The organism is Streptococcus oralis (genome assembly GCF_021497945.1).
Lineage (GTDB): Bacteria > Bacillota > Bacilli > Lactobacillales > Streptococcaceae > Streptococcus > Streptococcus oralis_BR.
This window is the reverse complement of sequence record NZ_CP046524.1, coordinates 425,200-450,999: the sequence shown is the minus strand read 5'-3', so window position 1 is coordinate 450,999 and position 25,800 is coordinate 425,200. Positions and strand designations below refer to the sequence as shown.

Here is a 25,800-nt window from a genome sequence, read left to right as displayed (position 1 = left end):
TTAAACAATCTAATGTTTCCTCTTCATCTCAATCAACTCCAGACATTTATCTAGATCTACATCTCGTTTAAAATGTGCAGGAGTCCAAGGGACTTCTATATCAGGAAGAACACCTTTGTCCGTCATCCCTTTGCCTTTATCTATAGCAAACCAGCGAGAAGTTGGGAACATCAAAAAGTAATCATCATAATCCACCTTGCAACAATTTGAGTAGTCTAAAATACCAAGCGTTGGACGGCCGATAACTGTTACTTTCTTAAAATTCTTCATCATCTTGACAAAATTATCTCCTGATGATGCACAATAAATATCTGACAAAACAAAAATCTGCTCTGGATAGTGACCACCCTTAACACCTGGGAAAAGCACGTCTTGATCATCCTGATACCGAACATAGCCTTTCCCTCGATTTTGGAGTAAATTATTACGAAAATCTTCAAGCAGTTTCACCGTATCAGGACTGATATTTTCTTGTTGAAGCCATGTTTCAAAGTCTTTTAAGCGTCGGTCGACATTTCCTTCTGTATAGAGAATTTCCATTCCATCATCCTGTAAATCAAGAGTGTCATAGCCTTTCCCTTCCTCCAAGCCAAGATGTAAGAGCGGAAAATACAAAGAATCCGTGCCCCCATTGTTGTAACGGACATCTATAATAAGAGTTTCTGTCTCAGCAATCTTCTGCAAACACTCTTGGTATAAACGGTTAATCGCTTCTTCATCCATAAAATTATCTAAGCGTATATAGAGGATATCTGACTCCAACTCTTTCCAAAAGATCTGAGCTTTTTGAGCTTGCTGGCTAGCACGAACTGCAATAGACATCTCCTGCCCATCTCGCAAGACGGTCACTTGCTCTGCCATCAGTAGCAAATCTGCCCATTCTCGGTATCGTCTTTCTGGAGTCAGACTAATAAAGTAATTTTGGTGTTGCAAAGCTACTTGCTCCAAACTCATCCCGTCCAGACTGAGGATTCGATCCCCCACTCGGAGACCTGTATCTTGGTTTGCTTCCTCAACAAACATTTCCTGCTCACTTATCCTCAAAAGAAAACCTTTCGGACCTGATTTTTTATCATGGAAAGAAATATGCCCAATAATCCCAAAACTAGCAAGATAAGTCCTGACTTGATAAAGAAATTCTTGCTCAGTCATATCATCTGTAATCTTTTCTAGAAAAGGCTGAGGGTTGCACCCTTTGCGATCTTTTACTGTAGATGAATCATGTGTCATAATCCAAACAATGTCTTTAAAAATATCTGTTTTTTTCATACGAGCCATTCCTTCTACCTTTAAAAGAGTATAGCCTTCTTCACAACGAAAAAGGAGTTTTTACTACAAAGTCAATCAGCTATCTCCCCTTCTTCATAATGTATTTCCGTATAGGTGTTTCAACCATTTGAACGATTTCAAATCCTTCTTTTTGGTAAAGATTGTAAGCTGTTTGATTTGCCTCGTAGACATTTAGAGAGACAGTATCTATGTCTTCATTTTCAAAGGCCAAACTAACAAATTTCCTTAAAGCCTGGCTACCTAAGCCCTGCCCCTGTTTCTGGGGATTGATAAAAAATCTCCCGATATGAAGATTCCTGTCTTCTAGCCTAATTTTCTGGATAAGCCCCTCAAACTCTTGTCCATCAAAGATTGAAAAGATTCCTTCCAAATCTTGTAAGACTTGAATTGTCAAGGGAAAAGGAATCATTGTTCCCATCCATTGTTCTTGAAAGGATTTGCCAAGGGAGTTGGACCATTGGCATACGAGTTGAGCGTTTTCTGTGCTCACATTTTCTTCAAAACGAATTGTCATATTTTCCTCACCATCTTATCTATGTTTCTTTATTATACTACTTCTTCTATTTTTTACGAATAGATAAGTATGATTGATATTTATTTTTTTCTTGTCGGGAGCATTCTCGCTTCTTTCTTGGGTTTGGTCATTGACCGTTTTCCAGAGCAGTCTATTATCTTTCCTTCTAGTCACTGCGATTTCTGTCAGACTCGCTTGCGTCCCTTAGATTTGATTCCGATTATCTCTCAAGTAATTGGTCGCTTTCGCTGTCGCTACTGCAAGGCCCGTTTTCCTATCTGGTATGCCCTCTTTGAATTGGGCTTGGGGTTACTTTTTCTGGCTTGGTCATGGGGCTGGATTTCCTTGGGTCAAGTCATCCTAATCACTGCTGGCTTAACCTTGGGCATCTATGACTTTCGCCATCAGGAATATCCCTTACTGGTCTGGCTGACGTTCCACCTAATCCTCATGGTTTTCTGTGGTTGGAATCTGGTTATGTTCTTCTTCCTTACCCTCGGAATCATATCCCATTTTATCGATATCCGCATGGGAGCAGGAGATTTTCTCTTTCTAGCTTCTTGTGCCCTCGTCTTTAGCACGACAGAACTACTCATCTTAATCCAGTTTGCTTCTGCGACGGGGATTTTAGCCTTTCTTTCGCAAAAGAAAAAGGAAAGACTTCCTTTTGTGCCTTTCCTCTTACTTGCTACTTGTTTGATTATTTTTGGTAAGCTAGTAATTCTCTGATAATCCTGCTCTCTTTTATGGAGGGCTTTTCAATTAAGTGAAATTTTCCAGTTAAATTACTTTCTCAATAAAATTTCGAATAGTGGATAAACCATCTGGTGTTCCAATACTTTCTGGATGGTACTGGAAACCGTAGATAGGCAGGTTCCTGTGCTGAATTCCCATAATGACTTGATCATCCGTCGACCGAGCTGTAACTTCAAAATCTTCAGGTAATTTCTCCACCATAAGACTATGGTAACGCATGACTGAACATTTGTTCTCTATTCCATCATAGAGAATGGATGGAGCTTCAAATTGTAGCTGACTTTGTTTACCGTGCATGACCTTGGGAGCTAAGCCGAGTTTTCCACCGAATGCCTCAGCAATAGCCTGATGTCCAAGACAAATCCCCAAAATTGGTTTTCGGCCTGCAAAATCTCGAATCATTTCCTCCATCTTTCCAGCATCAGACGGCCAACCAGGTCCAGGGGAAAAGACAAGGGCTTGAGCCTTTTCCGCGACTTGATAGAGACGAAGGTCATCGTTTCTTAAGACCTCAACAGGAGCAAAATTTCCGATATACTGAGCTAGATTATAGGTAAAAGAATCGTAATTATCAATCAATAAAATCACAGTTTTCTCCCTTTAGTCTTGGAATGATTAGTTGTTTTTAGCTTCTAGGTAGTCTGCAATCGCAGCTACGTCCTTGTCTCCACGACCAGAGACATTGATGATGATAATGTCATCCTTACTAAGTTTCGGCGCACGTTTAACTGCTTCTGCAATAGCGTGCGAACTCTCAATCGCTGGGATAATTCCTTCAGTCTTGCTGAGAAGGAGCAGGGCTTGAACAGCTTCTTCATCCGTCGCAGCCACATATTCTACGCGACCTGAGTCTTTAAAGTAGGCGTGTTCTGGACCAACTCCTGGATAGTCCAAACCAGCTGAGATAGAGTAAACTGGCGCCAGCTCTCCATCTTCTTTAAAGACTGCATAGGTCTTCATTCCGTCGACAATTCCGACACTACCTTTTGTCATAGTGGCTGCGTGCTTGTCTGTATCAAGTCCATGCCCAGCAGCTTCGACCCCAACCAATTTGACTTCTTCATCAGCTACATACTGAGAAAAAGCACCGATGGCATTAGAACCACCACCTACACAAGCAATAACGTAATCTGGCAAGCGTCCTTCTTTTTCCAAGATTTGACGGCGAGATTCTTCACTGATGACCTTTTGGAACTCATGAACAATGGTAGGATAAGGGTGAGGTCCAACAGCAGATCCCAAAACATAGAAGGCTTCAAGGTCATTCATCCATGCTCCAAAGGCAGCATCGACCGCATCTTTGAGGGTACGAGTGCCTGTTTCAACTGCGTGCACAGTTGCTCCCATCATCTCCATACGGAAAACATTGAGACGTTGACGTTCCACATCTTCTGCTCCCATGTAGACATCACAGGCCATACCAAACTTAGCTGCAGCAGCTGCAGTCGCAACACCGTGCTGACCAGCCCCTGTTTCTGCGATCACTCGTTTTTTGCCCATACGTTTTGCCAGAAGAATTTGTCCTAAAACGTTGTTGAGCTTGTGAGAACCAAGGTGGTTAAGGTCTTCACGTTTAAGATAAATCTTAGCGCCACCTAGGTGGTCTGTCAAACTTTCCGCAAAATAGAGCGGTGTTTCGCGACCGGAATAATCCTTCAAGTAATGGCGAAATTCAGCTAAAAACTCTGGATCATCCTTGTACTTATCAAATGTCACTTCCAACTCATCCAACAAAGCCTGAATCGGCTCCGGTACAAAACTGCCACCAAATTGTCCAAAATAACCTTTAGTTGTCATAAATTTTTCCTCTTTTTGTATTGATTTCAAGATATGAAAAAAGCCCACACACGGAATTCACTTCCGTGTGAGGGCGTTGGTAACGCGGTGCCACCTCAATTATAAAGGGACTATTCCCCTTTACATCTCTGCCTTGTCTAACAACAAGTTGCACTGTAAGGTGTGCGCACCGAATTTTCATTGTTTCAAATTCAATTTTTAAATCAGCCCACTTTCACTACTTTCAACCACCTGTTCACAATCACCACAGGCTCCCTGAAGATCAAAAATAACTACTTTTCTGATTTATTGAGAATATTATATGTTATTGTTCTATCTTTGTCAAGATTTTTTTATGAATTTTTTCCAGAACCAAGGATTTCTTCGGAAATTCTCACCAAAGTCTTAACGATATAATCAACCTCATCATCGCTTAATTTTGTATGAAGAGGAAGCGTAATTTCATTTTCAAAGAAGGCATAGGCTCTTGGATAATCCGCCACATCAAAGCCAAGATTCTTATAGGCTGTCAAGAGAGGAAGCGGTTTGTAGTGAACATTACTTGCAATTCCTGCTTTAGCCAATTCTTGGATGATGAGATTGCGTTCTTCTAGACTTGCTCCTTCAACATGTGTGATGTAGAGATGGCGACTTGACTCGACAGTATCAGTCTTGTGTGCCAATGGATGGATGCGAGAACCAGCAAAACCACGATCATAACGATCCACGATTTCCTTACGACGTTGTAGCAAACCAGGGTAACGATCCAATTGTACCAAACCTATCGAAGCCATGATATCCGTCATGTTGCACTTATAGGCTGGTGTTACGATATCGTACTCCCATGAACCCAATTGCATCTTAGCAAGAGCATCCTTAGTCTGACCATGAAGGGAAAGGATTTGGAATTCCTTGTACATTTCTTCGTCGTCAATCGCTGGATTGGCCTTCCAAGTCGCACTTCCACCTTCAGCAGTTGTAAAGTTCTTAACTGCATGGAATGAGAAGGAAGTAAAGTCAGCGATGGAACCAGCAGGTTGTCCTTTATAAGTAGATCCCAAAGCATGGGCACTATCAGAGACAATCACAATACGGTTAAAGACCTTTTGCCACTTGCTAGACGCTACAAACAAGTCACGTTTTTTCTCCACGACTTGGAACAAACGGTCGTAGTCGCAAACAATCCCTGCAAGTTCTACTGGGATGATCACCTTAGTCTTTTCAGTAATGGCTTTCTCAAGCAAGTCATAGTCCATCTCAAACGTATCCGCTTGGATATCCACCATGACAGGTGTTGCTCCTACGTGAGTGATAACACTACATGAAGCTGTATAGGTCATGGCTGGAACGATAACCTCATCACCAGGCCCCACTTCAAGCACACGCAAAATCAACTCAAGAGCGGCAGTTGCAGAGTTGAGGCAGACAGTCTTAGGTGTCTGTGTGTATTGAGACAAACGACGCTCCAGTTCTTTTGTCTTAGGACCTGTCGTGATCCAACCAGAACGAAGGGTATCCGCTACTTCAGCAATTTCTGCTTCGGTAATATCGGGTGGTGAAAATGGAATATTGTAATTTGGCATTGATTTGCTCCTTTTATCTGTACTCATTTTCTCATGACTACTTTATTTTAGTACTTCAAACACGGTTTGAAACATGATTTTGATGTCTCCAAGGAAACTAAACTCTCGGAGATAGGCGAGGTTATAGCGCATCTTTTCAGGCAGGACGTGTTCGACATAGGCCTGGTCAACTGACAGACCTTTCTCCGTCATTTGACTGATGATAGTGTCCTCATCCTTGTAGTTGATGCTGGCTGGAGAGGTAATCCCTGCTGGTAAAAGCAAGGTCGCCATCATTTCATGGCTATACTGCTCTGTGTAGCGTGGCACTTCAGGTCGTGTACCGACAAAGGACATCTCACCTTTAAGGACATTGACCAGCTGAGGCAGTTCATCCAAACGGACACGGCGGATGAAATTGCCAACCTTGGTAATGCGACTATCGTTAGCAGAAGTCACCAGACTCCCTTTTTTATCCGCATCCGTCACCATGGTACGGAACTTCCAAATCTTGAAAGGTCGATTATACTGGGTCACGCGCTCTTGCTTGTAAATCACTGGCCCCTTGCTATCCAACTTGATCCATATGCTCAAGATGAGAAAGATGGGAGAGGTCAGAACCAGCAAGACTAAGGCTAGACCCCAGTCCAAGCAACGCTTGAAAATCAGCGAACCCTTCCTTTTAGAGACAAGCTGGTAGTAAGACTCAACCTCGCTTGATTTCATTTCCACGGGCAAGTCTTCCCATTTCAGCATGCTGTTTCTCCTTTGTTTTTATTATACTATTTGTCAACATTTTTCATTATACCACAAAATGGAAAAGGCGGTGCAAGAAATCTGTAATTTAAAGGATTTCCTTCTGGTGCTCAATGAAAATCAAAGTACAGCTTTGAGGTTGCAGATAAAGCTGACATGATTTGAAGAGATTTTCAAAGAGTATTAGGACATGGCCCCCGCCTGCAAGCTATACATCTTATGATAGGTTCCTCCCAAGGCCAAGAGTTCCTCATGGGTTCCACTCTCAATGATGCGCCCCTTGTCCAAAACGTAGATACAGTTGGCATCTTGAATAGTTGAAAGACGATGAGCGATGGCAATGGTTGTCCGTCCTTTTCTCATTTTAGCCAGAGAATCCTGAACCAGACTTTCTGTCTCCGAGTCAATATTGGCTGTCGCTTCATCCAAAATCAGGATTTTAGGCTGACTGGCGACTGTTCTGGCAAAGGCTAGAAGCTGACGCTGGCCAGTAGAAAAGCTCGAACCACGCTCAGAAACGGGGGCATCATAGCCCTGCGAAAGGTCCTGAATAAAGGAATCTGCATCAACAAAGGCAGCCGCAGCCTGGACCTCTTCATCACTGAGATCTTGGTACATGGCGATATTGGACTTGATGGTTCCATGATAGAGGAAGGGATCCTGTAAGACCAGACCGATATTTTTTCTCAGTTCTTCCTGGCTGTAGTCCCTGATATCCACATCATCCAAGAGAACTCGCCCTGACTGAAATTCATAAAAGCGCATGAGGACATTGATAATAGATGATTTTCCCGAACCTGTATGACCCACAAAGGCAATGGTTTCACCCTTGTTAACCGAAAAGGAAATATCATCCAGAATCTGGTGTTTGCCATCATATGAGAAGCACACATGTTCAAAACGAATATTGCCTTCTTTGACTTTAGCCTGCCCATCTTTTTGAAGAGGCTCATAGGTCCTCTCATCGATCAAGGCAAAAACACGTCCTGCAGAAACCAGAGAAGTTTGAAGGGTTGAAAAGTTTTGCGTCACCTCAATCAAGGGGTCAAAGAGACGATTGATGTACTGGATAAAGGCATACATGGTTCCTGCTGTTATTCCCAGATAAAGCCCACGGTAGCCAAAATAGGCCATCAAGACTGTATAGCCTAGGAGTTTCAGCAAACTCATGGCAGGTCTCAAAAAGAGGGCATCCAAGGCTACAGATCGGTTAGCATAGATCAAGTGTTCTTGGTTGATTTCATCAAATTCTGCCTGCAGGCGCTTCTCTTGATTAAAGGCTTGAATAATCCTGATTCCTTCGATACTTTCTGCTAGCTTGCTATTGATATCTGATAAGAGACTTCTGGTTTTCTCAATGATCTTGACTGATTTTTTGCGATAGAGATTGACCAAAAGAAAAATCAAGGGGAGAAAGAGCAAGACAAAAGCAGTCAAACGAAAATCCAGAACCAACATGGTATAAAGGGTTGTCAGAAAGATAAAAACTGCTGAGATAAAACTGGATAAAATCCCTGAAAACATATCACTGATGGTCTCAGTATCATTTGTCAAACGAGAGACGATCGAACCAGCTGGAGTCTTGTCAAAATAAGACATGCCCAGTTTTTCCATATTGGCAAAGGCATCCCGACGAATGTCTCTGACAATACTGTAAGACACGCGCGCAAAGAGAAGATTGCCGACATACTGAACCAGAGTTTGTAGGATGTAAAGGCCATAGTAGACCAGCAAAACGGTCACAGCAAGTTGGTTGAGATTGCTGAGGTACTGGTCGATAAAGTGGGAGGCAACCAGAGGAATCACGCTTTTAATGACCGTAGTCGCTAGGAGAAAGGTCAGGGCCAAAAAGGTCAGGAATCCATAGGGCTTGAGATAGGACATCAAGCGCTTCAATACAGTCCACTGTTCTTGTTTATTCTGCATCTTCTTCTCCTTTCATTTCCAACTGCTGAGACTGGTAGGTTTGGGCATACCAGCCATCCATGGCTAGCAAGTCTTCGTGCCTGCCCCGTTCGATAATTTGGCCATTTTGCAGAACCAAGATCAGATCTGCATGGACAACTGCGCTGAGGCGATGGGCCGTGATGATGGTTGTCTTGTCCTTACGCATTTCCTTTAGATTGTCAATAATAGCATACTCTGTCTTGGCATCCACGGCGGACAAGGAATCATCTAAAATCAAGATATCAGGGTCTAGAATCATCGCCCGACTCATAGCCAGACGCTGCTTTTGACCACCAGAGAGACTGACTCCCTTTTCACCAATGAGGGTATCAAATCCTTGGGGCATGTCAACAATGTCTTGGTAAACCTGCGCAAGCTTCGTAGCTTCCTCGACTGCTGAAAGCGACAAATTAGGATTACCAAAACGGATATTGTCTAAGATAGAGGTTGCAAAGAGGAACTGGTCCTGAGGGACATAGCCCATGAGACTGCGAAGGTCTGTCAGACGGTAGTCGCGAATATCGTGACCGTTTAGGTAAATAGCTCCCTTATCCACATCGTACTCACGTAGGAGAAGCTTGATCAAAGACGTTTTCCCAGAACCTGTCTGTCCGACCAAGCCCAGGGTTTGCCCTTTTTCCAAACTGAAGTGAATATCAGTCAATGTCTCCTCATCTTCAAAGGCAAAGCTGTCAACGGCATACTCCAAGCGCCCATTTTCAATACTGTCCAGAGGAATCTCAGGGTCTTGTACAGGTGATTCCTGAGACAAAAGAGCCTCAATCCGCTGATAGGACACCTTCCCTCGCTGAGTGATATTAAAGAGGAAACCGATGGCCATAAGAGGCCAAACCAGCATATCCAAGTAGCTGATAAAGGTAACCAGATTTCCAACTGTGATTTGCCCCTCCTGAACCATCAAAGAGCCGACCAAGAGGGTTAACACATAGGAGGAACCAACAAACAAGAGAACCATGGGATCAAAGAGGCTATCGTATTTCATGGTTTGGAGGTTCTTTTGGAAGGTCAATTCATTAACTTCCTGAAAGGACTCCAGCTCGTTCACCTGATAACCGAAAGACTTGGTCACTTTGATACCTGATACGGACTCCTGCACCTTGTTATTGAGTTCAGAAAATGCAGCTTGCGATTCGCCAAAAGCCTTGTGAGTCTTTCTCCCTAGACGACTGGTCGCATAAGCCATGAAAGGCAGGGGCAAAATAGCAACTAGCGTCATCTGCCAGGAAATGCTAAAGAGCATGGTCAGCAAAGTCACTAGCGCCGTGATAGAGGCATCCACCGCAGACATGACGCCGCCACCTGCCAGACGCGTTAGGGCATTGATATCATTGGTTGCGTGCGCCATCAGGTCCCCCGTCCGGTATGTCTGATAAAAGGCTGGCGACATCTTGGTAAAGTGCTCAAACAAGCGAGACCGCATAATCTGCCCCAGACGGTAGGAAGTCCCAAGGATATACATGCGCCAAACATAGCGCAGATAGTACATCCCCACAGCTGCAAGAAGCAGATAAAGGAGGTTCAAAAGCAGGTCCTGCTGGCTTAATTGTCCCGAAGTGATGGCATCAATGACTCGCCCCATAACCATGGGAGGGATGAGATTGAGGACGGAAACCAAGACTAGGGCCACAATTCCGACTAGATAACGGCGTTTTTCGAGTTTGAAAAACCACCAGAGTTTTCGAATAATGGACATAAAATCCCTTTCTGATTGCAAATGGAAACCTGAGGCAGAGACCTCAGGTTTTTCTTATTCATAGGTGACGACTGTGACGGCACCCTTGTCATACTCAGCGATAAAGATATTGGCTACATTGTCATGTCCTTGTTTGCTGAGGTTGTCGAGAAGCCATTCCTCACTACGGCCTATTGATTCCAAAACTTCTACTTGGACGACGCCATCTGTGACAACAGGATACTTGGGATTTTCATCTCCCATTTGGACTACGATGAGTTGGCCATTTTGCTCCTGCATAGCGCGTTTGACTTGTTTCATCTGGAAAATGCCTTGACTACGAAGTTTGAGAGCAACATCTGCCGCAGACAAACCAACCGAACGACAGGCTTCAGGATCAATCTGTCCATTTTTGATGAGCAGCGTTGGTTTCCCATCAATCAAGCGTTTCACAAGGCGGACATTATTGTTGAGCCACTTGAGGATCAAGACCAAAATGGTCCACATGATCAAGATAACTGCGTACTGAAGAATACTGATGGAACTATTGTAAATCACCCCACCGATGATACCACCCAGAACATAGTTCTGGATTTGATCTGTCGCCGAGTTAGGTGCCAGATTCCCCTTTCCTGTCACATTGATGACAAAAACAAGTGAGAAAAGCCCCAAGGCTAGTTTGATTAAAATTTCTATATAATTGAGTGTCATTTGTTCACCTCCACCAGTTCAATCGCATCTGTCTGATACAATTCTACTTTCTCTAACAGATACTTGTCTGGCTCACTACCGTTAAGGGCACGATAATAGCGATTTCCCACCTTGAGAAGTGCTCCATCAGTAGCTGCAGATGTATTGACATAGACTTCCGACTTGTCAACTCCCAAATCTTTGGAAACAACCTCGATGAAATGAAGTGAAGTTTGAAATTTGTTGTTCGAAACTTGATTGTTTTGGTAAGTCGTGATACTAATCAAAAGGAGAGCTAGTAAGGTCAAGGCTGAAATCATGACCAACTCACGAAATTTGGTTCCCTTTTTATCATGGTAAGCCTTAAAAGCAAAAAATCCTGTAACAGCTAATAAGACAATTCCAAAACCAATCATAATGCCATTTTGTTGACTAATTTGGCTAAGTACATAATCATATGAGTAAAATTTCATTTATTTTCACTCCTTTTCATAAAATCATCCTTCATTATAAACGAAATAAGATGATTTTTCAAACCATACGTTGGGGAAATAGACCATTTTTTGGTATAATATAGTCTATAATCTCAATGAAAAAGGTAACTTTATGAAACTCATCTCATGGAATATTGATTCCCTCAATGCAGCCCTAACGAGCGACTCAGCTCGCGCCAAACTGTCACAGGAAGTGCTACAAACTTTGGTCGCCGAAAATGCTGATATTATCGCTATCCAGGAAACCAAACTTTCTGCCAAGGGTCCTACTAAAAAACATCTGGAAATTTTAGAAGAGCTCTTCCCAAGCTATGAAAACACGTGGCGTTCTTCCCAAGAACCTGCCCGCAAAGGCTATGCTGGAACCATGTTTCTTTATAAGAAAGAACTCACACCGACTATCAGCTTCCCAGAAATCGGTGCCCCTTCTACCATGGACTTGGAAGGTCGCATCATCACCTTGGAATTTGATGCATTCTTCGTAACGCAAGTTTACACTCCAAACGCTGGCGATGGTCTCAAACGTTTGGAAGAGCGTCAAGTCTGGGATGTGAAATATGCTGAGTATCTAGCTGAGTTAGACAAAGAAAAACCAGTTCTGGCTACTGGAGACTACAACGTAGCCCACAAGGAAATCGACCTTGCAAACCCTGCCAGCAACCGCCGTTCACCTGGATTTACAGACGAAGAACGTGCTGGATTTACCAACCTCTTGGCAACTGGATTTACAGACACCTTCCGCCACATTCACGGCGATGTGCCTGAACGTTACACTTGGTGGGCGCAACGCAGCAAAACTTCCAAAATCAACAATACAGGCTGGAGAATCGACTACTGGCTCACCAGTAACCGCATCTCTGACAAGGTGACTAAGTCTAACATGATTGACTCAGGAGATCGTCAAGACCATACGCCGATTGTATTGGAAATTGAACTTTAAGGATTTTCACTATGAACTACAATGCAGTTATTCCCGAGTTTGTTGTATCTGACCTCGAAAAGTCACGCCACTTCTACTGCGACTTGCTGGGATTTTCTGTCGAATACGAGCGTCCAGAGGAGAAATTTCTCTTCCTCTCGCTTGAAGACTGCCAACTTATGCTAGAAGAAGGTAGCACAGAAGAATTAGCCCAACTAACCTATCCTTTCGGGCGCGGTGTCAATATTTCCTTTGGCATTGAAGATGTCCCTCAGCTCCACCAAAAACTGCTGGAAGCTGACTATCCTATCCATCGTCCGCTGACTAAAAGAGAATTTCGAGTGGGAGATAGCTTTATTTACCCTCACGAATTTGCAGTCTTGGATCCAGATGGCTATTTTTTAAGATTTAGCGAATAGAATAATCGAAACCTACAACACGATACTGTATTGTAGGTTTCTTTTTTGTTCGTTTTTTTCATTAAAATACTAACAAAATATTTGATTTCTAAAGCTATTTAGTGTAAAATAATGACATTAACGCTATCGTATTTAACTATAGTACCATTTTACTTGTTTATGTCGTGAATTGGCAGGACGTTTCTACAAGGTGCCGGAACACCTAACAATGAGTAAGCCTGTTGAAGGTATGATTTTTTGCCATACCTATTTTGGGGACTTACTTTGAGATTAAGTAGGTCCTTTTTTCTAGCCCTTTTTAGAGATGATAAAGGCGATAGAAAAATACAAAAGAGTTTAGACTTTAGGAGGTCTTATGAAATTATTAGAAGAGCGCATCCTTCAGGATGGGCATATCTTGGGTGACAACATCCTCAAGGTAGATTCCTTTCTAACCCACCAAGTTGACTTTAGCTTGATGCGAGAGATTGGTAAGATATTTGCGGAAAAATTCGCTTCTGCTGGCATTACCAAGGTTGTGACCATTGAAGCTTCGGGCATTGCCCCAGCCGTTTTTACAGCTGAAGCCTTAAACGTTCCCATGATTTTCGCCAAAAAGGCTAAAAATATCACCATGAACGAAGGTATCTTAACTGCCGAAGTCTACTCCTTTACCAAGCAGGTGACGAGCACGGTTTCCATCGCTGGAAAATTCCTCTCACCAGAGGACAAGGTCTTGATTATCGATGATTTCCTAGCCAATGGTCAAGCTGCCAAAGGCTTGATCCAAATCATCGAACAGGCCGGAGCAAAAGTCGAAGCTATCGGTATCGTGATTGAAAAATCCTTCCAAAATGGTCGTGATTTGCTTGAAAAAGCAGGCTACCCAGTCCTATCACTCGTTCGTTTGGATCGTTTTGAAAACGGTCAAGTCGTATTTAAGGAGGCAGATCTCTAATGCAACAACAAGAAAAACACTCGCAAGCTGCGGTTCTAGGGCTTCAGCACTTACTAGCCATGTACTCAGGATCTATCCTGGTTCCTATCATGATTGCGACAGCTCTTGGCTATTCAGCTGAGCAATTGACCTACCTAATCTCCACAGATATCTTCATGTGTGGGGTAGCTACCTTCCTTCAACTCCAACTCAACAAACACTTTGGTGTTGGACTACCAGTCGTTCTCGGAGTTGCTTTCCAGTCAGTCGCTCCTTTGATTATGATTGGTCAGAGTCACGGTAGTGGGGCTATGTTTGGTGCCCTTATCGTATCAGGGATTTATGTGGTTCTGATTTCAGGCATCTTCTCAAAAGTAGCCAATCTCTTCCCATCTATCGTAACAGGATCTGTTATTACGACTATTGGGTTGACCTTGATTCCTGTCGCTATCGGAAATATGGGAAATAATGTCCCAGAGCCAACTGGTCAAAGCCTCTTGCTTGCAGCTATCACTGTTTTGATTATCCTCTTGATTAATATCTTTACCAAAGGATTTATCAAGTCCATCTCTATTTTGATTGGTTTGGTTGTCGGAACTGCCATCACTGCTACCATGGGATTGGTGGACTTCTCGCCTGTTGCGGCAGCACCGCTTGTTCATGTCCCAACTCCCCTCTACTTTGGTGTACCGACTTTTGAAATCTCCTCTATTGTCATGATGTGTATCATCGCAACGGTTTCCATGGTGGAGTCGACTGGTGTTTATCTAGCCTTGTCAGATATTACCAATGACCCAATTGACAGCACGCGCCTTCGCAACGGTTACCGCGCAGAAGGTTTGGCTGTACTTCTCGGAGGGATTTTTAACACCTTCCCTTACACAGGATTTTCACAAAACGTTGGCTTGGTCAAATTGTCTGGTATCAAGACTCGCCTGCCAATCTACTACGCAGCTGGTTTCCTAGTTCTCCTCGGACTCCTACCTAAGTTTGGTGCCCTTGCTCAAATCATTCCGAGTCCTGTTCTTGGTGGTGCCATGCTGGTGATGTTTGGTTTTGTTTCCCTTCAAGGTATGCAAATCCTAGCCCGCGTTGACTTTGCTAACAATGAACACAACTTCCTTATCGCAGCTGTTTCAATCGCTGCTGGTGTAGGGCTCAACAACAGCAACCTCTTTGTCAGCATGCCAACAGCCTTCCAAATGTTCTTCTCAAATGGAATTGTCGTAGCCAGCCTGCTCGCCATTGTCCTCAATGCCGTATTAAATCGGAAAAAGAAATAAGAAAAAAGAGGTGTGAGCCTCTTTTTTGTTTATTTATATCCTTACCTGTCTTTCTTCTGAACGCTGGCCTGTGACAAACATGGTGAAGGTTGCTTTGCAGACATTTCTGCCTTCTTGATTGGTAATATCCACATCCACTACACAGGTTGTGCGTCCATGATGGACACATTCTCCTTTAATAGTCAGCACATCGTCGAGTTTTCCTGCCTTGAGGTAGTTGATAGAGGATTGGAGTGTCACTCCATCAAGCCCCAGCGAGATAACCACCAAACCACTAATCTGGTCACAAAGAGTGAAGAGATAGCCACCATGGGCATTGCCATAATAGTTGAGCGACGAGTCCACTACTTTTGTCGTCACCACAACATGACCATCTCTCATTTTTTCTATTTCGTAATTTTCAAAGGCAGATATAGCATCAAAATGAAAATCTTTCATCGTTTCCTCCTGATAGTTCAAACGACACTATGATACTACTTTTTATAGGACTGTGCAAGGAGAAAGCTCCTAGTCTGGTAAAATTCCGACCTGTTCTACAAAGCGCATAAAGGCTGCCTGTCCTTGCTCCGTCTGCTTGTAAACTCCTGCATCCTCTAGAACGCGCGCAAAGATAGCACCCACAGAGTCCTTGACGATTTCAAGGGCTTTTTCTTTATCTGTTAGGTCTGGATGTTGGGCTTTGAGTTGGTCTGCCCATTCCTGATGATAGTCTGCAACTGCTTCATCATCTCCTACAAGATAGCTTGCAACTTGCTCCACTTCTGCTTTCAAACGAGGTGGTAAGATAGCCAAGCCCATGACCTCAATCAAGCCGATATTTTCCTTCTTGATATGTTGGACATCCTTGTGGGGATGATAGATGCCATCAGGATGCTCTAGAGAGGTTTGATTGTCCCGCAAGACCAAGTCCAACTCAAACTGTCCATCGCGTTTACGGGCAATGGGTGTAATGGTATGGTGTAGTGTCCCGTCTGTCTCTGCCAAAATCTGTACTTCAGGGTCTGAATATTGCCGCCATTCCTGCAAAATATTATCAGCCAAGTTGATCAAATCCTCTTTAGAATCTGAAGTCAAACGTAGCACTGACATAGGCCACTTGACAATCCCAGCCTTGACCTGCTCAAATCCAGTAAATCGGAAAGTCTTTTGCAAGGGAGCTAATTCCATAGGGAAAACATGTCGGCCTCCCTGATAGTGATCATGAGTTAGAATAGACCCCCCCACGATTGGCAAGTCGGCATTAGAGCCTGCAAAATAGCCTGGAAACTGCTCTACGATCGCCAGCAGACGCTCAAAGCTCTGACGGCTGATAGCCATGGGACGATGCTGACCATCTAAGAAGATACAGTGCTCATTAAAATAAGCATAGGGCGAATACTGGAAGCCCCACTCCTGACCCGCCATTTCGAAACGGATAATGCGGTGATTGCTGCGAGCTGGGTGGTTAACCCGACCATGGTAGCCTTCATTCTCTAGACAGAGCTGACATTGGGGATAATTGCTAGCTTGCACCAACTTGGCTGCCGCAATCTCTTTCGGGTCCTTTTCAGGCTTAGAGAGGTTGATGGTAATCTCAAGTTCTCCGTAGTCAGATGGAACACGATAAGCAATATTTTTAGCAATGGCCTTGAGTTTGATGTAGTCGTTTTTCTGGCTAAGTTGGTAGAAGTCCGCAATTGCCTGTTCGGGAGATTGGGCATAGGTTGCCCAAAAGTCACGATTGACCTGACTTGGACAAGGGGTTACCAAGTCCATTAGTTCAGCACCAAGGATTTCACGTGCAGCCTGACTATCCTCAATCGTCTCTAATCGAACCGCCTCCTCGACCAGCTGATCCTTGAGGTCAATCAATTTATCCAGAACAGTCTCAACTTCCAAAACGCCTTCTCCAACTCGTGCCAAGACACGATTGGTCAGGTAGATTCGATCCATTTCCTCAAATGAACTTTCTGCAATGACTTCCGTGATAAATGCATCTATAACTCCCTGACTCATTGATTCTCCTTCTTACTTTCTAAATAGTCTCTGACAGCATCTAAATCCTGAAAAACTTGTTCTGTTTTATTTAAGAAAGACTGTGCTGGCATTTTCAAGTCTGGAATACAAATAACTGGCATCCCAGCTCTATACGCTGCTTCAATCCCTGCTTCACTATCCTCTAATACTAAGCAATTCTCTGGTAAAACATTCAAATCACTACAGGCCTTTAAAAATATATCAGGGTAAGGTTTGCTTCGCTTTACATCTTTTGCAAAAACTAGATGGTCAAATAGGGACAGTATACCATTACTATCCAAAATCATTCTAGCTCTAGATTCAACACTTGAAGTTGCTAGAGCGATTGGAATACCTTCTCTTTGCAAAAAAGCAAGCAAATTTTTAGCACCTTTTTTTAAATTTACACCTTTGGCTAATATTCGAGCTTCCAGTTCATAAACTTTTTCCAAGGTTTGGTCAAAGTTCCAAGGTAAATCATAGGTATCCAAAAATCGTTGAACATTCTCCTCTTCCCTATGTCCACTGTATTCTCTAGAATATGTTTCTTCTGTGAAAGGAATTCCAAAATCTTTAAGCAATTCTTGATAAACTTTTAGAGAAATGATCTCAGTATCAGCTAATAAGCCATCTAAATCAAATATTACAGCGTCCATTTACTTCTCTCCTAGTCTAAAACGCGACTGCCACCTGCAACTTCAGCGATATAGAAGCTTGGAGCATATCCAACGACTTCCTCGTAGTGCTTGCCAACAGCTGCTTTAAAAGCCTCAACAGCATCTTTTTGCACCAAGGCAATGGCACAGCCACCAAAACCTGCCCCTGTCATACGAGCACCAAGAACACCTTCCTGAGCCCAAGCTGTGTGGACAAGGGTATCCAATTCCAAACCAGTCACTTCATAGTCATGTTCTAGAGAAACGTGTGATGCATTCATCAAGCGACCAAAAGTTTCCAAATCACCTGCCTGAAGAGCTGCTTGAGCTTTAAGGGTACGTTGGTTTTCAAGCACAGCATGGCGAGCACGTTTTAAACGATTTTCGTCTTTAATCAGATAGCTATATTGGTCAAAGTCCCACTCATCCAATTCACCCAAGGTCTGAATATCCAAGGCAACTTGCAATTCTTCTACTGCTTTTTCACACTCAGAACGGCGTTCATTGTATTTAGAGTCCGCTAGTTCACGGCGTTTGTTGGTGTTCATGATGACAACAACATTGTCCTTCAAATCAAGTGGCACCAAGTCATATTCTAACGTATTGGTATCCAGGTAAATGGCACGTTGGTCTGCCCCCATACCGATAGCGAACTGATCCATGATACCAGAGTTGACTCCGATAAAGTTGTTCTCTGTTTGTTTTCCGATTTTAACCAAATCCAGACGGTCTAATTTTAAATCAAAGAGATGCTCCGCCACAACACCTGTCAAGAGTTCCAAAGATGCCGATGATGACAAGCCAGCACCATTTGGGATATTCCCATAAACATAAAAATCAAACCCCTTGTCAATCACATGTCCAGCTTCTTGCAAGAAATGAAGAACCCCTTTTGGATAGTTGGTCCAGCTGTGCTCTTTTTCAAATTTGAGGTCAGCAAGGGGCACTTCGATGATACCCTTGTCCTCAAAGTTTGCTGAGTAGAAACGCAAGACTTGGTCGTCACGCTTGCGAGCTGCACCGTATGTCCCCAAAGAAATAGCAGCAGGAAAAACGTGACCGCCATTGTAGTCCGTGTGTTCACCAATCAGATTGATACGACCTGGTGAAAAGAAAGTTTGGTCTGCTTCTTGACCAAAAACGGCAAGAAAGTCTTTGCGAAGGGCTTCAGCAGTAAGATCTTGTGTCATATGAATTCTCCTTTGACTGTTCGTTAAGTCGCCTTAACGTGTAATCGTTTTCTTCTATTGTATCCAAGGCTTTTGTCAAGGTCAATCCTTTTTACTAAAGTTTTACTAAATAACCGGTAAAAAGAAGAAAAACATGATATACTAACCTAAAAGGAGGAGGATTTATGGCTACATTAAAAGACATTGCACAGCTAGCCTCTGTCTCTATCGCGACCGTATCTCGTGTCCTCAATCGCGACCAGAGTCTATCTGTTACAGAAGAAACCAGACACCGTATTTTAACCGTCGCTGAAGAGCTGGGCTATACTAAGCACCTCAAGACAGGCGAATCCCACAAACCCAAGCAAAAGATTGCCATTATCCAATGGGTCAGCGAACAAGGGGAGCTAGACGACCTATACTACTACCAGATTCGCCTCGGTATTGAAAAAAGAGCCCAAGAACTGGACTATGATATCTTGCGCTATTTTAACGACCATCCTTTTACACTGAGCGAGGAAGTGATTGGCATTCTCTGCATCGGAAAGTTCAGCCGAGCTCAGATTTCCGCCTTTGAAGAATACCCAAAACCTTTAGTCTTTATAGACAGCGATACCCTCTCACTAGGTCATACCTGTATTATCACGGACTTTTACACTGCTGTGAAACAGGTTGTAGACCATTTCCTCAGTCAAGGGCTGGATCGGATTGGCATTCTAACAGGACTTGAGGAAACAACCGACCAAGAAGAGATCATTCAGGATAAGCGGCTTGAAAATTTCAAAGACATTACCCAAGCAAAAGGTATCTACCATGAAGAACTGATCTTTCAGGGGAGCTTTACTGCCCAGTCTGGCTATGACTTGATGAAGGAGGCCATTCACAAGCTAGGAGAACAACTCCCACCAGCCTTTTTCGCTGCCAGCGATAGTTTAGCCATCGGCGCCCTCCGTGCCCTTCAAGAAGCTGGAATTAGCCTACCAGACCGCGTCAGTCTCATTTCTTTTAACGACACTAGCCTGACCAAGCAGGTCTATCCTCCCCTTTCTAGCATCACTGTCTATACCGAGGAAATGGGCCGAGCAGGTATGGATATTCTTAACAAGGAAGTTCTCCATGGTCGGAAAATTCCTAGCCTGACCATGCTAGGAACCAGACTGACTTTGAGAGAAAGTACTCTTCCATAACTCAACAAATATACCAACGCAAAAAATCCTAATAGAGATTCTCAAATCTCCATTAGGATTTTCTTTTTTAATCAATCACAATCATTGCCTTAATCGTCTTACGTTCATCCATATCTTTATAGGCTTGGTCAATCTCTTCTAATTTATAACTGGAAGTAAAGACACGACCTGGATTGATATCTCCATCAAGGACTGCCTTCAGTAAGAACTGTTTGTTGTAAGTCGTTACAGAGGCTGCTCCGCCTGCTACCGTAATATTTTGAGCAAAAGTTGAACCAAGAGCTCGATTGTTATAGTGGGGAACCCCAACAAAGCCCAAACGACCACCATTGTGAAGGACTCCTATGGCTTGATCAATAGCCGCTTCTGTTCCAACACACTCAAGTGCTGCATCTGCTCCTCCACCAAGAATTTCTCGCACCTTGGCAATTCCTTCTTCGCCACGTTCAGCCACAACAGCTGTCGCCCCTGACTCCAAAGCCATTTGTTGACGGTCTTCGTGACGACTCATGAGAACAATTTGAGATGCCCCACGCATTTTAGCTGCGATAACAGCACATTGACCAACAGCCCCATCACCAACCACGACCACCTTATCACCAGGTTTCACATCTGCCACACGTGCAGCATGATAGCCAGTTGGCATCACATCCGCAAGAGTCAAGAGGGACTTTAGCATACCTTCTGTATAGTCTGATGGTTGTCCTGGAATTTTTACAAGCGCCCAGTTGGCATAATCGAAGCGCATATATTCTGCTTGCACCCCATCTGACCAGTTATTGCCAATATGACGATCACAGGTGCCATCATATCCTGCTCGACAGGCATCACATTCCCCGCATCCATGAGTAAATGGAGCAATAACAAAATCGCCAGGTTTAACAGTCGTCACTGCATCACCAATTGCCTCAACGATACCAATCGCTTCGTGCCCGCTATTCTGATGGCCTGTTTCAATATCTGGATTGCGATAGCTCCACAGATCAGAGCCACAAACACAGGTCCGAACGATCCGAATAATGGCATCATCTGCCTCAATGATTTACGGATGCTCCACTTCAATAAGACCAACCTGACCAGCTTTTGTATAAACTGTTTTCTTCATAGAACCACTCCTTTTCTATCGGTTTCTTACTTTCATTATACACCTTTTGTAGATTTTTATTTGAATTCAGAATGAATAAGGGCATAAAACTTATTACTCTTGTGCTTTGAAATAGTCTTCTTGAGACACAAACTTATTCCATTCCGTATTAGTATTTTCCCTAGGAATTTCAAAAATAAAAAGAGAGAACCATAATCCTTACTGCTACTATAGCATTGTTTTGTATTGCGTGAGTAGTAACGGTATCACTAGATTGGAGTCTCACAGTAGCTTTTCTTCATTCTTGGTAATATCATAATGACCCACATGTGGACTCACCCCTTTCAGCAACTCTTGGACTATGGCAATGCCAATGGTTACGACGGGACATGATTTGGCTCATCTAAAATCTGTCAGATTAGAGGAAACCAATGGTTATAAGTTTCTCTTCGTGGATCAGAAATGAATGAGTTCAAAAACAAATGCCAACTGCAAGATTCCTTATCTATGCCAACCTTTTTGAGTTTGAAAAATTGCTCTACAATTCTACACTTTCTTAGTTTGCAATCAATCTCAGTCAAGATTGGGAATGATATAGGATTACCGGACAATGATACCTATTTCCGACTCTCTCTAGCATCACGTTCTATACTTAGGAGGGGGACTGGGATGGCTTTAATATCCTCAACAAAAAAGTTCTTCACAGTTATAAAATCCCTAGACTGACCTTTAGAGAGCACACAAAACGACCTCATAAAGAGGCCGTTTTTTTCTAGTGATGATGGTGTCCTGAGAGTTGCTCTAGGTCATGCACATTCCGTTTGTGTTTTGCATGATTGCTTTGGCTGGCATCCACTTCGATAGTGATATTCTGCACCCCTCTTTCTCCTAGGAGTTGACGCACTGCTTCTTTAGTTTTCATCATCTGCTCCCAGTTCTCGATACAGAGGTGGACAATGGCGTCATTTTCCAAACCATCCATGGACCAAATACTGAGTTGATTAACACTTTTAACATTAGCTAGTGTTGCTAACTCTTTCTCTAGCTCGGCGGTCTCGATCCCTTCAGGCACAGCATCTAAGAAAATTTTAAGTGTTGACCAAAAGCGAGGAATGGCTTTCCAGAGGATAAAACTAGAAATCAAGAGTGATAAGAGCGGATCAAGAAAGTACCAATCTGTCACATACAAAACACCAGCAACCAGAATGACCGCTAGCCAACCCAGAATATCTTCTAAAAAATGCAAGGTCAGGATAGCTTCGTTCTTTGTCCGACCCTTACGAATGATTAGACTAGCCAAGAGATTGATAAGAATCGCAAGAATCCCCAACCACAGCATCCCTTGGTAGTTGACAGGCTGAGGGGATAGGAGACGAGGAATATTCTCCAAGAGCACCATGAAAGATCCTGTCAAAAGGATCAAGGCAGTCAGCATGGCACCTAGCAAACTGAAGCGTTTGTAGCCAAGAGTGTAACGCTTGTCTTCCTCTCGATTGGAAATAGTTTCCAAGCAAGCTGATAAGCCTATGGCAAGGGCATCGCCCAAATCATGAACCGCATCCGCTAATACTGCACTTGAATTGAAGATGCCCCCAAAAATAAATTCGACAACAGAAAATGATAGATTCAAGAAAAAGGCTAGCCAGATAGATGTTTTAGAACTCATTTCTCTCCCTCCTTTGGTATAATAGGTATATATACTTCTTTCATTTGTATTATCTAATAAAATCCAAAGAAAGGATAGAAGCAAACTGTCAGCCTTGTTCAGTTCTGAATAGTTTGCCTCAAGTGTCTATATGCAAAAAAGAGATCGTCGGGTTAGTAAGACGAAAAAAGCCATTTATCAAGCTTTTCTACAAGTTTTGAACGACAAGGGCTATGATGCTACTACTGTTCAGGATATCATTGACTTGGCAGATGTTGGGCGTTCCACTTTTTACTGTCACTACGAGAGTAAGGAACTGCTTTTAGATGAACTCTGTCGCTACCTCTTTCACCATCTCTTTGAAAGGGAAGAACACTTGACTACAGAAGACTACCTCGCACATATTTTTTTGCATTTTCAAAAAAATCAAGACCATGTCACCAGTCTTCTTTTTTCCAAAAACGACTACTTTCTCCGCCAACTACACAAGGAACTCGAACACCATGTTTACCCCATGGTAGCGGAGGATTTGCAAGAGGCCTATCCAAACATTCCGGCTTCCTACCTCAAACATTTTGTAGTAACCAATTTTATCGAAACACTAATCTGGTGGCTAAAAAAAGGAAAATCTTATACAGAAGACCAAGTAGTGAGATTTTACTTAGATGTGATTGAGATGACTTCTACAAAATCACTCGAAATTTAATCATGTCACGAAGAAAGGAATCAACCATGTTAACTTCTATTATCCTAGGAATTCTAACGATTGTATTGGCTCTTATTTTCTCCCTCCTTCATCTCGCGGCAGCTTTCGCAGCCATGAAAGAAAAAAATTACTGTCAAGGGAACATGTGTATCTTGGTGGGAAGTTGTCTCACTTCACTAGCTCTTGCTATCTTTTTCTTCGTCCCACTTGCAACTGTTATATTATGGATAGTGGGCTCTAGCATCATCTGTTACGGTGCTTACTGGAATGGGCGACAGCAAGAAAACCAACATATATCGCACCACATTATTCGTATAACGAGTGCTATTGTCATTACGGTATTATTCATTTTGCTCTAACACAAAAAAGGATCATCTGATCCTTTTTTACTTTTTTAAGCACTCTTTGCAGCCTTGCTCCACTGATACCACCCAACTAGACTATTGATCAAGTAAATCAGGTATTTTCCTTGGATTTGCAGGCTTTCTCCCCACCAGAGATAGATTGAAAAGACATTGGTAGCTGCCCAGAATATCCATTGCTCACGGTAAACAGCTGTCATGAGGATTTGCCCAACCCCATTGGTCGCATCGGTGATGGAATCGCGATAAGGACGATTGGCTCCGATAGACTGATAAATGAATCCAAAGGCCAACCACCAAAGAACACTAATGGAAAGATACTTGGTCCAACCTTTACCGTCCAGTTTACGCGCGACAAACTCTTGCTTTTCTTTCTTGAACTGTGCTTGGTAGATCCAAACTAGAAGTCCAATTGGCTGCATGACCGTAAAGTAAAGTGTCGTCAGCACCTCACCATAAAAGCCTTTCTGCAAAGCCAAGATAAGGTAAATAACAGAGTTAATCAAACCAAAAAGGTAGTTACTAGCACGACCTTCAGCTTCTCAAAGAGCAGAAAAAAGGTTAGTAAGGCTTGAGAGATGAATCATTTTAAAGGCAAACAATTCCAACAAGACGTCATCATTGTCGCTGTTGGTTATTACCTACGTTACAATCTGAGCTATCGTGAAGTTCAGGAATTGCTTTATGACCGTGGAATAAATGTTTGTCACACTACGATTTATCGGTGGGTTCAAGAATACAGTAAAATCCTCTATCATCTCTGGAAAAAGAAAAATAAACAGTCCTTCTATTCGTGGAAAATGGATGAAACCTATATCAAAATTAAGGGGCGTTAGCATTATCTCTATCGAGCGATTGATGCGGACGGTTTAACATTGGATATCTGGTTACGAAAGAAACGTCGAGCAGACGATAACAGCTATAAGTTAGAAGATACCGCCTATCAAGAAGATAAAGCACGCAAAGCAGAAACCGAAGATAAGCTAGCTATTGAAGCAATGAAAAGCAAGTACACCACGCTATTACTAGAAAATATGTTGCTAAGTCCGTTTGAAATGCAAGATACAAAAATCATGGCAGGATTGCAAGTCCATGTTTACCCCCTCTATGACGAACTGAAAGAATTAAGAGGGCTAAATAGTGTTAAAGACCACTTGTCTTATGTTGCCAGCAGACGTGAAGAATATTCTAAGCATAATATCGCACGCTACCTCAAAAAAGCCATTGAACAATATCTACCAACGGTTAAAAGGCAGGACTTAAACCATGAGTGAAGACTTAAAAACGATCAAAGAGCTGGCGGATGAGTTGAGTGTTACAAAACAAAATATTCAATATCACTACCAAAGGTTACCAAAAGAATTACAGCTTAAAAGTTCCAATGGGGCTAATCTAATAAATTCTAAAGCAGAAAAAATAATTTTAGGTAAAGTAGAAAGTAGTAGCAAATCAAATACCAAAGACCAACAAATAAGTAGCAAAGACCAACAAATAGAAAAACTAACTAATTTGTTAGACCAGTAACAACGATTAGCCTTGCAAGATAAAAAGTTGCTAGAAGAATACAAGGCGGAAAATGATAACTTAAAAGCCCTCAAAATGCCCTCACAGGAAACAGAATTCAAACACTTAGACAATCAATATAAAGATGAAGTGAACGCTCTTAAAGAGAAGTTGGAAAATTTACAGGAACAAATCAAAGATCAAAAAGGATAGAAGAACAAGAAAAACCAATAAAATGGTGGGGACTATGGCGAAAATAGATGATTCAGTTAAAAAGAAAGTTCCAGAATTGCGATTTAAAGGATTCACGGATGAATGGGAACAGCGTAAGTTGGGAGACGAAGTTCGAATAGTGATGGGACAGTCTCCTAATTCAGAAAATTATACTGATGATCCTAATGGGCGCTAAAAATGCGAAGACCTATGAAGACCTATTTTGTATTAGTCAAACAAAAAATCCAAAAGAAATGGTATATGA

25 protein-coding genes, 5 pseudogenes and 1 riboswitch are annotated in these 25,800 nt (G+C 42.7%); of the genes and pseudogenes, 13 read left to right on the top strand and 17 right to left on the bottom strand.

Annotation, left to right across the window (positions count from 1 at the left end; all coding sequences use genetic code 11):
• Positions 1 to 9: 9 nt before the first annotated feature.
• A complete protein-coding gene (locus GOM47_RS02385) occupies positions 10 to 1,269 on the bottom strand; it encodes a S41 family peptidase (protein ID WP_235080946.1) in 1,260 nt (419 codons plus the stop codon).
• A 79-nt stretch (positions 1,270 to 1,348) separates the two neighbouring features.
• Positions 1,349 to 1,804: a GNAT family N-acetyltransferase gene (locus GOM47_RS02380; protein ID WP_235080945.1), complete on the bottom strand. Its 456-nt coding sequence runs from the start codon at positions 1,802 to 1,804 to the stop codon at positions 1,349 to 1,351.
• 69 nt (positions 1,805 to 1,873) lie between these two features.
• On the opposite strand from GOM47_RS02380, the gene GOM47_RS02375 reads away from it, so the two are divergent.
• Positions 1,874 to 2,533: a prepilin peptidase gene (locus tag GOM47_RS02375; protein WP_235080944.1), complete on the top strand. Its 660-nt coding sequence runs from the start codon at positions 1,874 to 1,876 to the stop codon at positions 2,531 to 2,533.
• Positions 2,534 to 2,584: 51 nt separating this feature from the next.
• Here the strand turns inward: GOM47_RS02375 and GOM47_RS02370 are convergent, their stop codons facing one another.
• From GOM47_RS02370 to GOM47_RS02335, 8 genes are all read right to left on the bottom strand, one after another.
• Positions 2,585 to 3,148 (bottom strand): aminodeoxychorismate/anthranilate synthase component II, encoded by a 564-nt coding sequence (locus tag GOM47_RS02370; protein WP_235080943.1) that lies wholly within the window; start codon positions 3,146 to 3,148, stop codon positions 2,585 to 2,587.
• A gap of 27 nt (positions 3,149 to 3,175) precedes the next feature.
• Positions 3,176 to 4,357 carry a tryptophan synthase subunit beta gene (trpB, locus tag GOM47_RS02365; protein ID WP_235080942.1) on the bottom strand — a complete coding sequence of 394 codons (1,182 nt, stop codon included), beginning with the start codon at positions 4,355 to 4,357 and terminating at the stop codon, positions 3,176 to 3,178.
• Positions 4,358 to 4,689: 332 nt separating this feature from the next.
• A complete protein-coding gene (locus tag GOM47_RS02360) occupies positions 4,690 to 5,919 on the bottom strand; it encodes a DegT/DnrJ/EryC1/StrS family aminotransferase (protein ID WP_235080941.1) in 1,230 nt (409 codons plus the stop codon).
• Positions 5,920 to 5,961: 42 nt separating this feature from the next.
• Positions 5,962 to 6,654, bottom strand: a complete 693-nt coding sequence (locus GOM47_RS02355) for a sugar transferase (RefSeq protein ID WP_235080940.1) — start codon at positions 6,652 to 6,654, stop codon at positions 5,962 to 5,964.
• A 183-nt stretch (positions 6,655 to 6,837) separates the two neighbouring features.
• A complete protein-coding gene (locus GOM47_RS02350) occupies positions 6,838 to 8,580 on the bottom strand; it encodes an ABC transporter ATP-binding protein (protein WP_235080939.1) in 1,743 nt (580 codons plus the stop codon).
• Positions 8,570 to 10,315, bottom strand: coding sequence for an ABC transporter ATP-binding protein (locus GOM47_RS02345; protein WP_235080938.1), 1,746 nt, complete (start codon positions 10,313 to 10,315; stop codon positions 8,570 to 8,572). Before GOM47_RS02345 ends, GOM47_RS02350 begins: the two co-directional genes overlap by 11 nt.
• Before the next feature lie 54 nt (positions 10,316 to 10,369).
• Positions 10,370 to 11,005: a DUF421 domain-containing protein gene (locus tag GOM47_RS02340; protein WP_235080937.1), complete on the bottom strand. Its 636-nt coding sequence runs from the start codon at positions 11,003 to 11,005 to the stop codon at positions 10,370 to 10,372.
• The gene (locus tag GOM47_RS02335) at positions 11,002 to 11,457 is read right to left on the bottom strand and encodes a DUF3290 family protein (RefSeq protein WP_235080936.1); all 456 of its coding nucleotides are present in this window, start codon (positions 11,455 to 11,457) and stop codon (positions 11,002 to 11,004) included. The genes GOM47_RS02340 and GOM47_RS02335 overlap by 4 nt, the downstream gene beginning before the upstream one ends.
• A 133-nt stretch (positions 11,458 to 11,590) precedes the next feature.
• Here GOM47_RS02335 and GOM47_RS02330 point away from each other — a divergent pair, with 133 nt between their 5' ends.
• From GOM47_RS02330 to GOM47_RS02315, 4 genes are all read left to right on the top strand, one after another.
• On the top strand, positions 11,591 to 12,418 hold the full coding sequence (locus tag GOM47_RS02330; protein ID WP_235080935.1) for an exodeoxyribonuclease III: 828 nt from the start codon (positions 11,591 to 11,593) through the stop codon (positions 12,416 to 12,418).
• A gap of 11 nt (positions 12,419 to 12,429) precedes the next feature.
• On the top strand, positions 12,430 to 12,816 hold the full coding sequence (locus GOM47_RS02325) for a bleomycin resistance protein (protein WP_235080934.1): 387 nt from the start codon (positions 12,430 to 12,432) through the stop codon (positions 12,814 to 12,816).
• Positions 12,817 to 12,949: 133 nt separating this feature from the next.
• A riboswitch (purine riboswitch) is annotated at positions 12,950 to 13,045 on the top strand.
• 126 nt (positions 13,046 to 13,171) lie between these two features.
• Positions 13,172 to 13,753: a xanthine phosphoribosyltransferase gene (locus GOM47_RS02320; RefSeq protein WP_235080933.1), complete on the top strand. Its 582-nt coding sequence runs from the start codon at positions 13,172 to 13,174 to the stop codon at positions 13,751 to 13,753.
• The gene (locus tag GOM47_RS02315; RefSeq protein WP_235080932.1) at positions 13,753 to 15,015 is read left to right on the top strand and encodes a nucleobase:cation symporter-2 family protein; all 1,263 of its coding nucleotides are present in this window, start codon (positions 13,753 to 13,755) and stop codon (positions 15,013 to 15,015) included. Before GOM47_RS02320 ends, GOM47_RS02315 begins: the two co-directional genes overlap by 1 nt.
• Before the next feature lie 33 nt (positions 15,016 to 15,048).
• Here GOM47_RS02315 and GOM47_RS02310 read toward each other — a convergent pair whose 3' ends face one another.
• From GOM47_RS02310 to GOM47_RS02295, 4 genes are all read right to left on the bottom strand, one after another.
• Positions 15,049 to 15,453, bottom strand: a complete 405-nt coding sequence (locus tag GOM47_RS02310; RefSeq protein ID WP_000651196.1) for a PaaI family thioesterase — start codon at positions 15,451 to 15,453, stop codon at positions 15,049 to 15,051.
• Positions 15,454 to 15,522: 69 nt separating this feature from the next.
• On the bottom strand, positions 15,523 to 17,010 hold the full coding sequence (locus GOM47_RS02305; protein ID WP_235080931.1) for a UDP-glucose--hexose-1-phosphate uridylyltransferase: 1,488 nt from the start codon (positions 17,008 to 17,010) through the stop codon (positions 15,523 to 15,525).
• A complete protein-coding gene (locus GOM47_RS02300; RefSeq protein WP_235080930.1) occupies positions 17,007 to 17,666 on the bottom strand; it encodes an HAD family hydrolase in 660 nt (219 codons plus the stop codon). The genes GOM47_RS02305 and GOM47_RS02300 overlap by 4 nt, the downstream gene beginning before the upstream one ends.
• 11 nt (positions 17,667 to 17,677) lie before the next feature.
• Positions 17,678 to 18,856 carry a galactokinase gene (locus GOM47_RS02295; protein ID WP_235080929.1) on the bottom strand — a complete coding sequence of 393 codons (1,179 nt, stop codon included), beginning with the start codon at positions 18,854 to 18,856 and terminating at the stop codon, positions 17,678 to 17,680.
• 164 nt (positions 18,857 to 19,020) lie between these two features.
• Here GOM47_RS02295 and galR point away from each other — a divergent pair, with 164 nt between their 5' ends.
• Positions 19,021 to 20,022, top strand: coding sequence for a DNA-binding transcriptional regulator GalR (gene galR / locus GOM47_RS02290; protein WP_235080928.1), 1,002 nt, complete (start codon positions 19,021 to 19,023; stop codon positions 20,020 to 20,022).
• A gap of 67 nt (positions 20,023 to 20,089) precedes the next feature.
• On the opposite strand, the pseudogene GOM47_RS02285 reads toward galR, so the two are convergent.
• Both GOM47_RS02285 and GOM47_RS02280 read right to left on the bottom strand, forming a co-directional pair.
• Positions 20,090 to 21,127 (bottom strand): annotated as a pseudogene (locus GOM47_RS02285) (zinc-binding dehydrogenase).
• 751 nt (positions 21,128 to 21,878) lie between these two features.
• Entirely contained in the window at positions 21,879 to 22,772 is an 894-nt protein-coding gene (locus tag GOM47_RS02280; RefSeq protein ID WP_235080927.1) for a cation diffusion facilitator family transporter, read from the bottom strand.
• Positions 22,773 to 22,902: 130 nt separating this feature from the next.
• Here GOM47_RS02280 and GOM47_RS02275 point away from each other — a divergent pair, with 130 nt between their 5' ends.
• Together GOM47_RS02275 and GOM47_RS02270 are read left to right on the top strand one after the other, a co-directional pair.
• Positions 22,903 to 23,457: a TetR/AcrR family transcriptional regulator gene (locus tag GOM47_RS02275; protein ID WP_235080926.1), complete on the top strand. Its 555-nt coding sequence runs from the start codon at positions 22,903 to 22,905 to the stop codon at positions 23,455 to 23,457.
• 26 nt (positions 23,458 to 23,483) lie between these two features.
• Positions 23,484 to 23,816, top strand: a complete 333-nt coding sequence (locus GOM47_RS02270) for a glucuronide permease (protein ID WP_235080925.1) — start codon at positions 23,484 to 23,486, stop codon at positions 23,814 to 23,816.
• Positions 23,817 to 23,851: 35 nt separating this feature from the next.
• Here the strand turns inward: GOM47_RS02270 and pnuC are convergent.
• Positions 23,852 to 24,358: pseudogene (gene pnuC / locus GOM47_RS02265) on the bottom strand (nicotinamide riboside transporter PnuC); the annotation flags it as partial.
• A gap of 39 nt (positions 24,359 to 24,397) precedes the next feature.
• Here pnuC and GOM47_RS02260 point away from each other — a divergent pair.
• The 5 genes and pseudogenes from GOM47_RS02260 to GOM47_RS02240 all read left to right on the top strand — a co-directional run.
• A pseudogene (locus tag GOM47_RS02260) lies at positions 24,398 to 24,721 on the top strand (IS6 family transposase); the annotation flags it as partial.
• Positions 24,707 to 25,093, top strand: a pseudogene (locus GOM47_RS02255) (DNA replication protein); the annotation flags it as partial. The pseudogenes GOM47_RS02260 and GOM47_RS02255, both read left to right, overlap by 15 nt.
• On the top strand, positions 25,086 to 25,343 hold the full coding sequence (locus tag GOM47_RS02250) for a plasmid replication protein (RefSeq protein WP_235080924.1): 258 nt from the start codon (positions 25,086 to 25,088) through the stop codon (positions 25,341 to 25,343). The pseudogene GOM47_RS02255 and the gene GOM47_RS02250, both read left to right, overlap by 8 nt.
• Before the next feature lie 12 nt (positions 25,344 to 25,355).
• A pseudogene (locus GOM47_RS02245) lies at positions 25,356 to 25,582 on the top strand (DNA-binding protein).
• Positions 25,570 to 25,731, top strand: coding sequence for a hypothetical protein (locus GOM47_RS02240; protein WP_001062367.1), 162 nt, complete (start codon positions 25,570 to 25,572; stop codon positions 25,729 to 25,731). The pseudogene GOM47_RS02245 and the gene GOM47_RS02240 overlap by 13 nt, the downstream one beginning before the upstream one ends.
• The last annotated feature ends 69 nt before the right edge of the window (positions 25,732 to 25,800 follow it).

What these genes read in the sequence shown, in the direction of transcription:
- galR (WP_235080928.1), top strand. Translation starts at nt 19,021, where the DNA reads ATGGCTACATTAAAAGACATTGCACAGCTAGCCTCTGTCTCTATCGCG.
- GOM47_RS02355 (WP_235080940.1), bottom strand. Translation starts at nt 6,654, where the DNA reads ATGCTGAAATGGGAAGACTTGCCCGTGGAAATGAAATCAAGCGAGGTT.
- GOM47_RS02360 (WP_235080941.1), bottom strand. Translation starts at nt 5,919, where the DNA reads ATGCCAAATTACAATATTCCATTTTCACCACCCGATATTACCGAAGCA.
- GOM47_RS02280 (WP_235080927.1), bottom strand. Translation starts at nt 22,772, where the DNA reads ATGAGTTCTAAAACATCTATCTGGCTAGCCTTTTTCTTGAATCTATCA.
- GOM47_RS02250 (WP_235080924.1), top strand. Translation starts at nt 25,086, where the DNA reads ATGAGTGAAGACTTAAAAACGATCAAAGAGCTGGCGGATGAGTTGAGT.
- GOM47_RS02340 (WP_235080937.1), bottom strand. Translation starts at nt 11,005, where the DNA reads ATGACACTCAATTATATAGAAATTTTAATCAAACTAGCCTTGGGGCTT.
- GOM47_RS02320 (WP_235080933.1), top strand. Translation starts at nt 13,172, where the DNA reads ATGAAATTATTAGAAGAGCGCATCCTTCAGGATGGGCATATCTTGGGT.
- GOM47_RS02335 (WP_235080936.1), bottom strand. Translation starts at nt 11,457, where the DNA reads ATGAAATTTTACTCATATGATTATGTACTTAGCCAAATTAGTCAACAA.
- GOM47_RS02325 (WP_235080934.1), top strand. Translation starts at nt 12,430, where the DNA reads ATGAACTACAATGCAGTTATTCCCGAGTTTGTTGTATCTGACCTCGAA.
- GOM47_RS02380 (WP_235080945.1), bottom strand. Translation starts at nt 1,804, where the DNA reads ATGACAATTCGTTTTGAAGAAAATGTGAGCACAGAAAACGCTCAACTC.
- GOM47_RS02385 (WP_235080946.1), bottom strand. Translation starts at nt 1,269, where the DNA reads ATGAAAAAAACAGATATTTTTAAAGACATTGTTTGGATTATGACACAT.
- GOM47_RS02310 (WP_000651196.1), bottom strand. Translation starts at nt 15,453, where the DNA reads ATGAAAGATTTTCATTTTGATGCTATATCTGCCTTTGAAAATTACGAA.
- GOM47_RS02345 (WP_235080938.1), bottom strand. Translation starts at nt 10,315, where the DNA reads ATGTCCATTATTCGAAAACTCTGGTGGTTTTTCAAACTCGAAAAACGC.
- GOM47_RS02375 (WP_235080944.1), top strand. Translation starts at nt 1,874, where the DNA reads ATGATTGATATTTATTTTTTTCTTGTCGGGAGCATTCTCGCTTCTTTC.
- GOM47_RS02330 (WP_235080935.1), top strand. Translation starts at nt 11,591, where the DNA reads ATGAAACTCATCTCATGGAATATTGATTCCCTCAATGCAGCCCTAACG.
- GOM47_RS02240 (WP_001062367.1), top strand. Translation starts at nt 25,570, where the DNA reads ATGGCGAAAATAGATGATTCAGTTAAAAAGAAAGTTCCAGAATTGCGA.
- GOM47_RS02315 (WP_235080932.1), top strand. Translation starts at nt 13,753, where the DNA reads ATGCAACAACAAGAAAAACACTCGCAAGCTGCGGTTCTAGGGCTTCAG.
- GOM47_RS02275 (WP_235080926.1), top strand. Translation starts at nt 22,903, where the DNA reads ATGCAAAAAAGAGATCGTCGGGTTAGTAAGACGAAAAAAGCCATTTAT.
- GOM47_RS02305 (WP_235080931.1), bottom strand. Translation starts at nt 17,010, where the DNA reads ATGAGTCAGGGAGTTATAGATGCATTTATCACGGAAGTCATTGCAGAA.
- GOM47_RS02300 (WP_235080930.1), bottom strand. Translation starts at nt 17,666, where the DNA reads ATGGACGCTGTAATATTTGATTTAGATGGCTTATTAGCTGATACTGAG.
- GOM47_RS02350 (WP_235080939.1), bottom strand. Translation starts at nt 8,580, where the DNA reads ATGCAGAATAAACAAGAACAGTGGACTGTATTGAAGCGCTTGATGTCC.
- GOM47_RS02270 (WP_235080925.1), top strand. Translation starts at nt 23,484, where the DNA reads ATGTTAACTTCTATTATCCTAGGAATTCTAACGATTGTATTGGCTCTT.
- GOM47_RS02295 (WP_235080929.1), bottom strand. Translation starts at nt 18,856, where the DNA reads ATGACACAAGATCTTACTGCTGAAGCCCTTCGCAAAGACTTTCTTGCC.
- trpB (WP_235080942.1), bottom strand. Translation starts at nt 4,357, where the DNA reads ATGACAACTAAAGGTTATTTTGGACAATTTGGTGGCAGTTTTGTACCG.